The 11,586-nt window shown below is 57.6% G+C and carries 10 protein-coding genes and 1 pseudogene; all 11 read right to left on the reverse strand.

Annotation, left to right across the window (positions count from 1 at the left end; all coding sequences use genetic code 11):
- Positions 1-147, reverse strand: a pseudogene (locus ACYCZJ_RS12330) (glycosyltransferase); the annotation flags it as partial.
- Positions 144-1,364: a TIGR04063 family PEP-CTERM/XrtA system glycosyltransferase gene (locus tag ACYCZJ_RS12335; RefSeq protein WP_461554526.1), complete on the reverse strand. Its 1,221-nt coding sequence runs from the start codon at positions 1,362-1,364 to the stop codon at positions 144-146. The pseudogene ACYCZJ_RS12330 and the gene ACYCZJ_RS12335, both read right to left, overlap by 4 nt.
- Positions 1,361-3,295, reverse strand: coding sequence for an XrtA/PEP-CTERM system amidotransferase (locus ACYCZJ_RS12340; RefSeq protein WP_461554527.1), 1,935 nt, complete (start codon positions 3,293-3,295; stop codon positions 1,361-1,363). Before ACYCZJ_RS12340 ends, ACYCZJ_RS12335 begins: the two co-directional genes overlap by 4 nt.
- A gap of 52 nt (positions 3,296-3,347) precedes the next feature.
- A complete protein-coding gene (locus ACYCZJ_RS12345) occupies positions 3,348-4,493 on the reverse strand; it encodes a TIGR03088 family PEP-CTERM/XrtA system glycosyltransferase (protein WP_461554528.1) in 1,146 nt (381 codons plus the stop codon).
- The gene (gene xrtA, locus ACYCZJ_RS12350) at positions 4,490-6,046 is read right to left on the reverse strand and encodes an exosortase A (protein WP_461554529.1); all 1,557 of its coding nucleotides are present in this window, start codon (positions 6,044-6,046) and stop codon (positions 4,490-4,492) included. Before xrtA ends, ACYCZJ_RS12345 begins: the two co-directional genes overlap by 4 nt.
- Positions 6,043-7,299 carry a TIGR03087 family PEP-CTERM/XrtA system glycosyltransferase gene (locus tag ACYCZJ_RS12355; RefSeq protein WP_461554530.1) on the reverse strand — a complete coding sequence of 419 codons (1,257 nt, stop codon included), beginning with the start codon at positions 7,297-7,299 and terminating at the stop codon, positions 6,043-6,045. The genes xrtA and ACYCZJ_RS12355 overlap by 4 nt, the downstream gene beginning before the upstream one ends.
- Before the next feature lie 4 nt (positions 7,300-7,303).
- On the reverse strand, positions 7,304-8,311 hold the full coding sequence (locus ACYCZJ_RS12360; protein ID WP_461554531.1) for a FemAB family XrtA/PEP-CTERM system-associated protein: 1,008 nt from the start codon (positions 8,309-8,311) through the stop codon (positions 7,304-7,306).
- A 50-nt stretch (positions 8,312-8,361) separates the two neighbouring features.
- Positions 8,362-9,219, reverse strand: a complete 858-nt coding sequence (locus ACYCZJ_RS12365) for an XrtA system polysaccharide deacetylase (RefSeq protein WP_461554532.1) — start codon at positions 9,217-9,219, stop codon at positions 8,362-8,364.
- Positions 9,206-10,315 (reverse strand): non-hydrolyzing UDP-N-acetylglucosamine 2-epimerase, encoded by a 1,110-nt coding sequence (wecB, locus tag ACYCZJ_RS12370; RefSeq protein ID WP_461554533.1) that lies wholly within the window; start codon positions 10,313-10,315, stop codon positions 9,206-9,208. Before wecB ends, ACYCZJ_RS12365 begins: the two co-directional genes overlap by 14 nt.
- A gap of 20 nt (positions 10,316-10,335) precedes the next feature.
- A complete protein-coding gene (locus tag ACYCZJ_RS12375) occupies positions 10,336-11,358 on the reverse strand; it encodes an XrtA/PEP-CTERM system-associated ATPase (RefSeq protein ID WP_461554534.1) in 1,023 nt (340 codons plus the stop codon).
- Between the two features lie 11 nt (positions 11,359-11,369).
- The coding region (locus ACYCZJ_RS12380) for a hypothetical protein (RefSeq protein WP_461554535.1) at positions 11,370-11,586 on the reverse strand (217 nt) is incomplete at its 5' end.

The raw sequence follows: 11,586 nt of genomic DNA on the forward strand, positions 1-11,586 counted from the left end.
TTGTCCCGGAAACCACGGCTGCGGCGACACCACGGTGAGCGGCAACACCTCGCCCACACGGAACATGCGCTCGCGGATGAACGGTCCGGCATTGGGCGCGCCAGCGTGGGGAAACAGCGTGGAAAAAACGACAAGGTGCGGTTTCATGGCAGCAGGGTTTGTCGTTTAGCGTAGTCGTAAACGGCTTCATAGCGCGCTACGCTGACCGCCCAGTTGCGCTCGGTTTCGACAAAACGACGGCCATTGGCGGCGAATTGCGGCCAGCGTGCCGGCGTATTGAGCAAACCAAGCACCTTGCTTGCCAGATCACCCGCATCGCCAGCTCGAAACAGCACGCCCGTCTCACCATCGCGGATCAGCTCCTTGTGGCCACCTACATCGGATGCCGCCAGCACCCGGCCTTGCGCCATCGCTTCCAGCGGCTTGAGTGGCGTGACCAGTTCGGTCAGGCGCATGGACAGACGCGGATACACCAGCACATCGACAAGATCATAATACCGCTGCACCTGATCGTGCGGCACGCGTCCGCAGAACACCACCTTGTCCGCCACATCCAGTTGCGCGGCCTGCGCCTTGAGCGCATCTTCCTGCGGCCCGCCACCGACCAGCAACACCCGCACATCGGGGTTGCTTTGCAACATCTGCGGCAAAGCATCGAGCAACAGATTCAAGCCTTCATAGGCGTAGAACGAACCGAGAAAACCCAGCACCTGCTTGTCCTGCAAACCGAGCCGGGCCTTGAGTGCGGTATCTGCCATACCGCCCATGGTGAACTTTTCGATGTCCACTGCATTCGGTATGACGGTTATTTTTTCCGGCGCCACATCCTTGCGCGCCGCAAGGTCGCTACGCAGGCCTTCGCAAATGGTCGTCACCGCATCCGCATGTTGCACCGCCCAGGTTTCCAGCGAGCGGCTCAGCCGGTAGCGCGGCCCCCATTCGGCACTGGTGCCGTGATCGACGGCAGCGTCTTCCCAGAACGCGCGGATCTCGTATACCACCGGGATATTCAACGCACGCCCGACGCGAATCGCGGGCAACGCGTTGAGCGCCGGCGAGTGGGCATGCAGCACATCGGGTTTCTCGCGTTCCACCACTTCGCGCAGGCGACGCTCGGTCGCATTCATCAGCGCGATCATGTTGAAAAACGGCAACCATGCACGCAGGCCGGTAACGGGAGGGGTGCGATAGAAATGCAGACCGTCAACAACCTCTTCGGATACCTTGCAGTTGATCTGCTTGGGGCTGGTGAGATGTTCCGTTTCCCAGCCGCGCTTCCTTTGCTCGCGCAGTATCGCAGCGCTGCGAAATGTATAGCCGGAGTGCAGCGGAATGGAATGGTCGAGAATATGCAGAATTTTCATCGTGACGCCGCCTGAGCCATTTCAATGTGGCCCGTACCGAGATTCTCCTGGTTGCGCAGAAATGCTTCGAACATCAGTATCGACCACAGTGCCGCGCTGTAATCGCGTCGCCCGCTGGCGTGCTGATCGACCATTTCCTTGAGAAAGGCCGCATTGAACAGACCGGTATCAAGCAGGCGCGGCGACAATACAGCGCTGCGCAGGCGCTGCAGCAGGGGACCGCGAAACCACTCGGACAGAGGGATCGAAAACCCCATTTTCTTGCGGTACAGGATGTCGTGCGGCAGGTATGGCTGCATGGCGTACTTGAGTATGTGCTTGCCCTCGGTGCCCTTGAGCTTCATCTCCACCGGCAGGCCGGACACCCATTCCACCAGTTTGTGGTCGAGCAGCGGCACGCGCACTTCCAGCGCATGCGCCATACTGGCACGATCCACCTTGGTGAGGATGTCGCCGGGCAGGTAGGTTTTCATGTCCAGGTACTGCACCCGTGATACCGCGTCATGGCCGGGATTATTGGCGTCGTGACGACGCATCACTTCCACAGCCGAGTAGCCTTGCAGCTGATTTTTAAGGCCGTCCGAAAACAGTTGCGAACGTAATGCATTGCTGCACACCGACACGCCATGGAAATAGCCTTCCACACTATCGCGCGCCATCGCCTCGAAAGTAGTTTTGGCGCGAAGCACTTTCGGCGCCCAATCCGCTTTGGGGTAGATGCGGCCGAGCAGACCAAACAATGGGCGGCGCAATCCAAGCGGCAACAAGCCGCGCATTTTCTCTTCGTAGCCGTGCCAGCGGTAGCGCCGGTAACCGGCGAAATTCTCGTCGCCGCCGTCACCGGACAGCGCTACGGTGACGTTCTTGCGTGCCAGTTCGCATACCCGGTAAGTGGGCATGGCCGAGCTGTCTGCATACGGCTCGTCATAAAGATGAGCCAGCTCGTCTATCAGCGAAAAGTCATCCGCCTCGACCTGGCCCACGCGGTGCGCGGTCCGGTATCGCGAGGCGACCTGCTGCGCATATTCGGCCTCGTTGTACTTGGGGTCGCCAAATGAAATCGAGCAGGTGTTGACTGGCGCATCGGACAGATCCGCCATCATCGCCACGATTGCCGAAGAATCCACGCCGCCGGACAAAAAAGCACCCAATGGCACTTCTGCCACCATACGCACCTTCACCGCTTCGCGAACACGCTCCACGGTTTCCGCTGCGGCATCGTCTTCGCTCATCGGTGCCAGCGGCGTAAACGGGATGTCCCAGAATTGTCGAGGCTGGGGCAAACCTTTGCCACGCTGCAGGGTGAGCGTATGGCCGGGAGAAAGTTTAAGCGCCTGCTTGTAGATGGTGCGCGGCTCCGGCACATAGCCGTAGCCAAAGTAATCCTCGATCGCAAACGGGTCGAATTCGCGCTTGAAATCGGGATGGGCGGTAATGGTCTTCAACTCCGAGCCGAACACGAAGCAGCCGTTATCGAGTAGCGCGTAGTAGAGCGGCTTCACCCCCATGCGGTCGCGCGCCAGGAAAAAAGTCTGGTTATTGCGATCCCACAACGCAAAAGCGAACATGCCGCGAAAATGCTCGACGCAAGCTTCGCCCCATTCTTCCCAGGCGTGCACGATGACCTCGGTGTCGGAGCGGGTACGGAAGGTGTGGCCGAGGCTTTGCAACTGCGGGATCAGGTCGACGAAATTGTAAATCTCGCCGTTGAACACCACCACCACGCTGCCGTCCTCATTGAACAACGGCTGCTGGCCGCTGGCGATATCAATGATCGACAGGCGCCGGTGGCCCAGCCCGACGCCCGGCTCGATGTGCAATCCGGCCTCATCCGGTCCGCGATGCGACTGGATATCGTTGATGTGCGACAGCAGCGCCCGATCGATCGGACGCACACTCGTCAGGTCAAAAATTCCGGCGATTCCGCACATGGTAAAACTGTCCCTTATTTAGCCGCCTTTGCGCGGCGGTTCGACATTATTGTCAGGTACGCAACACTTTGTCGTACACTTGTTCGTATGCTTGCGTCATTGACTCAAGGCTGAATTGGCGCTCTATTCTCTGGCGCGCAGCGTGGCCCTGGCGAACCATCAGTGCCGGATCATCAAAATAACTGAGCAAGGCGCGTGCCATCATTTCCACCTCACCGGCATTAACCAATGTGCCATTGCTACCGGTCCGGATCAATTCAACATTGCCCCCCACCGCCGTGGCGATCACCGGCAAGCCGCTGGCCTGTGCCTCCAAAATGGTGTTGGAAATCCCTTCCCCCAGCGACGGCAGCACGAATACGTCCATGGCACGCATCAGCTCCGGGATATCTGTACGTTCGCCGGGCAGCCACGCCAGCGCGTCGGCACCCGCAGCGCGCAACATTTCCAGACACGGGGTGCGAGCAATTCCATCACCTGCAATCACCAGGCGCGCCCGCTGACGTGCTTGCGGATGCAATTCCAGTAAGCGCAGAAAAGCACGTACCAGTGTCGGATAATCCTTCACTTCAGCCATGCGCCCCACGCTGCCGAATACCACTGCGTCAGCTGGTGCAAAATCCGCGCGCAGGCCACTACGCTGTCCCGCGCGCGGATGAAACCGCGCGCTGTCCACACCACTGTATATCTGGGTAATGCGGCTGGCCGGCACACCCACTGTCGCTTGCAACCAGGTTTGCAAATCGCGGCTGACGGTAATGTAGTGCCCCACCAGCGGTCGAGCCGCGCGCCGCAACAGGTTGTATTTTCGGTTGCGTCCGTACAGGTCAAACACATCGCGCCCATGTTCGCCATGGATACGCCGCCGTATCCCGGCAGCAGCAGCGACGAACTGGCCTTCCAGGGCGGACAGGTTGCGCGTATGCACCAGATCCGGTTTTAACTCGCGCAATTTGCGCCATAATTTGGCGTAGATGGAAACATCCCGCCCCGGCTGCTTGTGCAGCGCATGGAACGGCACCGGCTGAGCCACAATGCGTTCGGCAAAATCCGTGTAATCGGTCAGGCATACCACCGTATGGCGGTATTTTTTCGAAGGCAGTTTATTCAGTATATTGACCATGCCATTTTCCATTCCGCCCACCGCGAAGTGATGCACGACATGGACGATCAGCGGCCCCTCCCCGGCAGTGCTCAAGGCCGGGAAACTTGCCGGAGGCTGGCAGCAATGGACGGCTGCATGTCGCGCATGAATTCACGCAGTACCGGTTGCGCCTGGATCAAATCATTTGCATAGGGTGTGGCAATCACGATCGCGGCACCATCATCGCGTTTGCCCATGATTCTTTCGCTGGCCAGCAGCAACTTGGCGAGATAATCATTGGTGGTGTCACGGCCATCCAGTTGATTCCAGCGCCACACCAGCAGGTTCTGCTTCACCGAATGCAGTTTGGCCTGGATCACTTCGGCAGGTTGCGCACCCACCTTCGGTGCGATATTGGTTTCACCCATATTCGACCACTCCGGGTCTTTCTGCCGGATCATGTAATTCTGGCTGGTAATCTGCTCTGCACCCTGGCGCTGGGTACTGTAATAAGCCATATACACCATTATTTGCTGGTTGCCTTTGCGGTAATACATGGCATGCTCGGCATCGGGCCCGACATAATGCGGATGCCAGCCGGTAAACGGTACCGTTTCCAGCGCCCAGCCATGGGCCGGGACAGGTGGCGCAATCTGCAATCCCTGTGGCAATACAAGCTTTCCATCCAGCCACATTGCATAGACATGCCCGGTGAGTGCCACTGCAATACTCAGGATCGCTGCCAACGCCACCCGGCCAAGCGGAGCCGCGGGCGCATCGTGTGCCAATACCTGTGCCGGTGGAACGGTCGATTTTTCATCTTCGCGCCAGAAACCACCGATCCAGAACAGTAACAACATCACTACGCCGAAAAATACCCAGCCGTAGATCAGATGGTCGAAGCCCAGCGCCAGCTTCATGTCGGACAGCACGGCGATCATCACGATCATGTAGGCGCGAAAGCCATTGGCAATGACCGGCACAATGATCGCAGCGATTGCAAACAGGATGCGCCGGGTATTACTGCGGTAGGTGAGATAGGCGTACAGGCAGCCCAGCGTAAACGAGGCAATCAGATACCTCAGACCACTACAGCCTTCAACCACCGACCATTGACCAGTCGGCGTGGTAAAGAAGGTTCCTTCCTGGTAAACCGGCATGCCGGTTAACTGCAGCGCCTTGACTGTAAAATTGGCGGTAAAAACCATCAAATGAGGAATCAGCGCCTCGCCCATGGGCACTGCGAGCAACAGAAAAGCCAGTGGAAAAGCCATGGCCCACACCGCACGGCTGCCGAGTATGGTCCACACGGCAGCAGGCAGCATCGCCACCAGCATGAGTTGCTCGCCCACCAGCACGCCACCGCTGTGGGCGAACAGCCAGCCAGCCGAAAGCAATAACAACAGGATCAGACCCCGCCATTCCGGTTGATAGGCCAGACACGCCAGTTCACTTCGCCTGCGCCAGATCAGCCATGCGCTGATCGGGAAAATCAGGAATCCGTGCGTGTAGGTTTCCGAACGCTCCCAGATCGCCACCGTGGACGCACTGGTGGAGTAAAAAATCAGCAATAGCGTAATGACTGCCGCGATGGTTATTGCAGCGGCTGCAGGCCAGCCGCGCACCATCGTCGATTCGGGTAGAGCAGGTTGTATGGTGACGCTCATGTACGATGTTCCCTGAGTGAAACCACCTGGGCAACAGGTAGTTGTTGTATCGGTACGGAGTTGCGGCCATTCAGTAGCGCATCCACCCTGCGCAAATTATCCGGCCACGCATAGTGCCCCCGCACGGCGGCGCGTGCCGCCGCGCCCATGCCTGGGTACGCACCACCCAGTATCGCGATAGCCTGTTCGACCTGACCGGTAGCGCCATCCGCCACCAGCAAGTCGCACCCCGGCACCGCCTGGATACCTTCCAGCGCCTGTGCGCTGGCGACCACAGGCAGCGCCATCGCCATGGCCTCCAATACTTTGTTTTGCACCCCGCGAGCAATACGCAAAGGCGCCACTGCCAGCCGGGCATGATGCAGCCAGGGACGCACGTCCTCGACGCGGCCGGTCACCGCCACACCCGGCAATTGTGCCAAATCCCGCACTACCTGGCCGGGGCGACCACCGACGATGACAAATCGCGCTTTGGCGTAATGTGCGCGTATTCGCGGAAAAATCTCACGTGCAAACCATACCACTGCATCCACATTCGGCCAGTAGTCCATGGCGCCGGTAAATACCAGCGGCAGGCTATCTGCCGGGTAGGGATTGGCATAGTGGCGATCCGGCGAAAAATATTCGAAATCCACACCGTTGTTGAACCAATCCACATGCGCCGCCGACTCCGGTGCGAGCTGGGCGAAATGACGCGCCTCCGCTTCCGACACAAACAATGCGGTATCGGAACGCGCGGCCAGATCGCGCTCCCATCGCAGCAGCGTACGGCCCTCGCGCCGATACAGCCAGGACAGCGGCCAGCGCTTGGCCTGTGCGTATTGCGTCCATTTACCGGAATCCACATCGACAAAATCCACCACGCTATGCAGTGCGTGATCGCGCGGCACGAATTGGCCCATCGCCGAGGAAAACATGAAGATTTTGGCAATTTTTCGAGTGGAGAGCGTTCGCGTTACCCAGTTCTGCATCCCGGCATGGGCATAGTAGGGTAGCGTCAGCGGCTTGCCACTGATTAGCCCGGTCAGACTTTTTAATTTGGCACGGCGCGGTTTGATCGCCGCAAAAAACGTCTCGTCGCAGATGGCCTGCAAATGGCTGGTGTATTGCCAGTCCTCCTGATCATCAACAAAGCACCCAAGGTGAACACGGTAGCGTTCGGTCAGATGCTTCAGCAGATGGTAGGAGCGAATCTTGTCACCCTTGTTTGGCGGGTAGGGGATACGATGCGCAAGAAACAACAATTCTTCCATCGGCCTAGCCCAGATTCTTGACGATATGCGGGCCAATCATATTAGCCAGCGCCAGCGGCATGCGTTGCCATGCCTTGATGAACAGCCGGTATTTTGGATTGAGGGGATTGTGATCGGGCACATTTTGCCCGCGTACCAGCTGGTATTCGTAGTACAGCGGCTGCGGCTCGAAACCCCAGTTTTTCTTGAAATCGTAAGAACCGGTACCGAGCTTGCTGCGTCCGTAATCGAACACCCGGCAACCTTTTTCGCAGGCGCGGCGCATCACTTCCCAATACATGAAATCATTGCCGGCCAGATTCCGCGCTTCAGCCGTGCCGCCGCCATAGTAGGGCAGCACCTCATCGCGGAAATAGAAATTCATCACGCTGCTGATGACGCGGCCATCCAGCCGAATGGTGAGAACTTCGCAATCACCGCCGAATACCTGTTTCAACACCTGAAAATAATTGCGCGAAAATACCGGGGTGCCAAGCCGATGCACGCTGCTCGAATAGGCGTGAAAGAAATCTTGTGTACCGGTATCAATCTCGCTCACCAATCCCGCCTTGATGCCTTTGCGCACCATGGCGCGCTGCTTGCGCGGGATGGCAGTCATGTTGTGTTCCACTTCCGGGTCAATTTCCTTGCGAAAGGTCACGTACAAGTCCTTGCCGGGCCAATCCGCATGGAAAGGTGTCCGGTTGCGGTATTCCAGATGTTCCACACGCAGTTCAGCCGCGAGTTTTTGCGCGGCCAGATCAAGCGCGTTTCTGGCTTCCGGGCTGGATGCCGCCGGGCCGCCATAGACGCAGAATGGCAATGCGGAAAGCGAATGTCCGAACAGGCGGCTGTTAATTTCAGCAAGCGGCAAAACACCCTGGATCTCACCACCCGCTTCGGCCAGCAAAAAATGCGTGCGATGGCCGAAGGCACGTTCGATCACTTCAGCCCAGCCGGCACGGTGAAAAAAAGTTGCCTCCGGACAGGACTGCACAAAAGCATCCCAGCGCGTTGCGTCAGCAGGTTCCATGAGTCGCACATTCATTGCGACTGATTCAAGCGGAAGTTTAACCGATGCATTCATGCTGCGTCCTTCATGAATACCCGATCCACCCTGTCCCATTGAAAGTCGCGCAACAAGTGCGCAATGCGACCTTCCATACGCCCCAGGTTCACATAATGACGAAACCGGGTTTTGAAACCAATCCCTGATTGACGGGGTTGTCCCGGGTCGATTTCCCATGGGTGAAAGTAGAACATGCAAGGCTGTCCATCGGTATGGTTCACGCGTCGCATCAGCCAGCACGATAAGGCATAGGGCATCAAGCGGAAATAACCGCCGCCTGCAGCAGGCAGATTACGTCCGAACAGGTGCACGGTACTGGGCGGAAATTCGAGCAAATCGTTGTCCAGCGGATGAAATGCGAAACGCGGCGCTTCCGGCATGCCGTAATGATCATGCGCAATCGGGTAAATACTGGAGCTGTAATGGTGGCCGGTTTCGCGCAAGCACTCCAGCGCCCACAAATTACGGCTCCCGATGGAAAAACTCGGCGCGCGATAACCGCGTATCGCTACACCACCAATGTCTTCCAGGAGGCCTTTGGCACGAGTGATGTCGGCACGGAACTGTTCGGGTGTCAGATCGGACGCACGTTGATGACCGTAACCATGGCTGGCCAGTTCGTGACCATTGTCGACGATGGCGCGCACCAGTTGCGGATAGCGCTCGGCGATCCAGCCCAGCGTAAAAAAAGTGGCATGCGTTTGGTGCTCGTCCAGCAATGCGAGTATGCGTGCAATGTTGCGTTCCACCCGGCATGGCTGCGCGTCCCAGCTGTCTCGGGCAATGTGCGGAGCAAAGGCGGATACCTGAAAGTAGTCTTCCACATCGATGGTCATGGCATTACGCACAATAGGCCCTTTATGCGACAGCATAATTACGCGAATCCAGCCACTGCAACAATATGGCGGCAATACGTACCGCTGCGCGGCCATCCCAATACTCGGGTATGCGCCCAGCCTTGCCGCCGCCATTCAGCACCGCCTCTGCCGCCACCAGTATCTGCTTGCGATCGGTGCCGACGATGGTATTGGTGCCTTCGTCCACTGTAATCGGGCGTTCGGTGTTGTGCCGCAAAGTCAGGCAGGGCACGCCCAGCGCAGTGGTTTCTTCCTGAATGCCGCCGGAATCGGTCAGTACGATGCGCGCATCTTTCATCAAACCGAGCATTTCCAGATAACCCAACGGCGGCAGCGTCATGATGCCCGGCCGGTCCAGCCATGCCGTCAGGCCAAGGCGCTCGATACTGGCACGGGTACGTGGATGCAACGGGAAAACGATGGGCAGGTCTGCGGCAATCATTGCCACGGTTTCCAGCAGATCACCGAGAATGCCGGCATCATCCACATTGGATGGCCGATGCAGCGTCAACACGCCATAAGCCTCGGGCAAGATTCCGCCCAGGGTGGTGGCTGCCGGTACGGCGCGCGGCAGATTGTGATGCAAGGTGTCGATCATTACATTACCGACAAAATGCACGCGCGCGGCGGCGATACCTTCGCGCATCAAATTTTGATGGGCGCTTTTCTCGGTAATGAACAGCAAATCGGAAATCTGGTCGGTCAGCACCCGGTTGATTTCTTCCGGCATGCCGCGATCGTAACTGCGCAATCCGGCTTCGACATGGATGACGGCTACCTCGCGCTTCGCCGCCACCAACGCGCAGGCAATGGTGGAGTTGACATCGCCCACGACCAGGATCGCAGCCGGCTGTTCCTGCTCCAGCACCGGTTCGAAGCGGCGCATGATTTCAGCGGTTTGTACCGCGTGGCTTCCCGAGCCGACTTCCAGATTGATGTCGGGATGGGGAATCCCAAGATCGGTGAAGAAACGATCATTCATTGCAGCATCATAATGCTGGCCGGTGTGCACCAGCTTGGCGCGAATTCCGGCGCTCGCCAATGCGGTCATCACAGGCGCGATTTTCATGAAATTGGGGCGCGCACCTACCACGCATAAAATATCGGTCATGCTGATCCCCGTATTACGTTCTATTGATTGGCTTCCGGTGGCTCATTCACCGGGGGCGTATTTTTCTCCGACACCATGAACAGTATCTTGCGCACAACCGGCAATATACGGTTGAGCGAGCGTTCCATCTGTTCCACCCTGCCATTGAGTTGCAACAAGTCATCGGGCATGCCCGTATTGGCGGCGCTACCATTACCGCGCAATACGCCTCCACCCGGCGTATCCTGATGGGCAATTTCGAGGCGCAAGTCTTCCACCACCTCTTTTACCGAAGCCGCATCAAAAGCGGCTTTTTCTTCCAGAAAACCATACAGCATCAAGCGGTCACAGAAAGTATTGACGCGGCGCGGGATACCGCCGGTGAATTGATAAATGGTCTCGAATGCATCATCGCTGAATGACGGCATTCCCTTCCAGCCTACAGTACGCAGACGGTGCTCGATATATGCGCGGGTTTCCAGCGCATCCAGCGGCCCGAGGTGATAGGAAGCAATCACGCGCTGGCGCAACTGCTGCATATCCTGGCTTTGCAGGATATTGCGGAATTCAGGCTGGCCCAACAGAAAGCTCTGGATCAGGGAACGCTCGTTATTCTGGAAATTGGACAGCATGCGCAATTCTTCCACCGCGCGAGGTGTCAGATTTTGAGCTTCATCCACGACCAGCAAGGCACGTTTGCCCTGCTGTGCAGCGGCCTGCAGAAACCCTTCGAGGTTCTTCAGGAGCGCCGATTTGCTGATGTTTTCATGCTCCAACCCGAATGAGGCAGCCACACTGCGTAGCGTGTCATCCGCATCGAGCTGGGTGCTCACCAGTTGCGCCGCAACGATATTTTCTGATTCCAGCTGCTTGAACAGATTACGCACCAGGGTGGTTTTGCCCGCCCCCACCTCACCCGTGATGACAATAAAGCCCTCGCCCAGCGACAGCCCGTATTCCAGGTAAGCCATCGCGCGTTTGTGGCCTTTGCTGCCGAAGAAAAATCGCGGATCGGGACTTAGCTGAAACGGCTTGGCATTGAGATGGTAATACGCTTCATACATTTGATTGCATTCTAGAAGGTCATGTTGACCAGAGCAGTGATACTGTTTTCAGTGAAATCATTGCCGATCAGATTGGAGCTGCGTGCCTGATGGCGAATGAAGACAGAACCGGTTAATTTTGGGTCGAACTGATGCGTCACACCGCTCGAAACCATCCACAAGTCGTCCTTGCGATTCTGGGATGGCACCTCGATGCGCGATAGATTGCCATACAGATTAAACGTGGTA

This window comes from Sulfuriferula sp., assembly GCF_054605375.1.

What these genes read in the sequence shown, in the direction of transcription:
- ACYCZJ_RS12355 (WP_461554530.1), bottom strand. Translation starts at nt 7,299, where the DNA reads ATGGAAGAATTGTTGTTTCTTGCGCATCGTATCCCCTACCCGCCAAAC.
- ACYCZJ_RS12340 (WP_461554527.1), bottom strand. Translation starts at nt 3,295, where the DNA reads ATGTGCGGAATCGCCGGAATTTTTGACCTGACGAGTGTGCGTCCGATC.
- ACYCZJ_RS12335 (WP_461554526.1), bottom strand. Translation starts at nt 1,364, where the DNA reads ATGAAAATTCTGCATATTCTCGACCATTCCATTCCGCTGCACTCCGGC.
- ACYCZJ_RS12360 (WP_461554531.1), bottom strand. Translation starts at nt 8,311, where the DNA reads ATGGAACCTGCTGACGCAACGCGCTGGGATGCTTTTGTGCAGTCCTGT.
- xrtA (WP_461554529.1), bottom strand. Translation starts at nt 6,046, where the DNA reads ATGAGCGTCACCATACAACCTGCTCTACCCGAATCGACGATGGTGCGC.
- ACYCZJ_RS12375 (WP_461554534.1), bottom strand. Translation starts at nt 11,358, where the DNA reads ATGTATGAAGCGTATTACCATCTCAATGCCAAGCCGTTTCAGCTAAGT.
- ACYCZJ_RS12365 (WP_461554532.1), bottom strand. Translation starts at nt 9,219, where the DNA reads ATGCTGTCGCATAAAGGGCCTATTGTGCGTAATGCCATGACCATCGAT.
- wecB (WP_461554533.1), bottom strand. Translation starts at nt 10,315, where the DNA reads ATGACCGATATTTTATGCGTGGTAGGTGCGCGCCCCAATTTCATGAAA.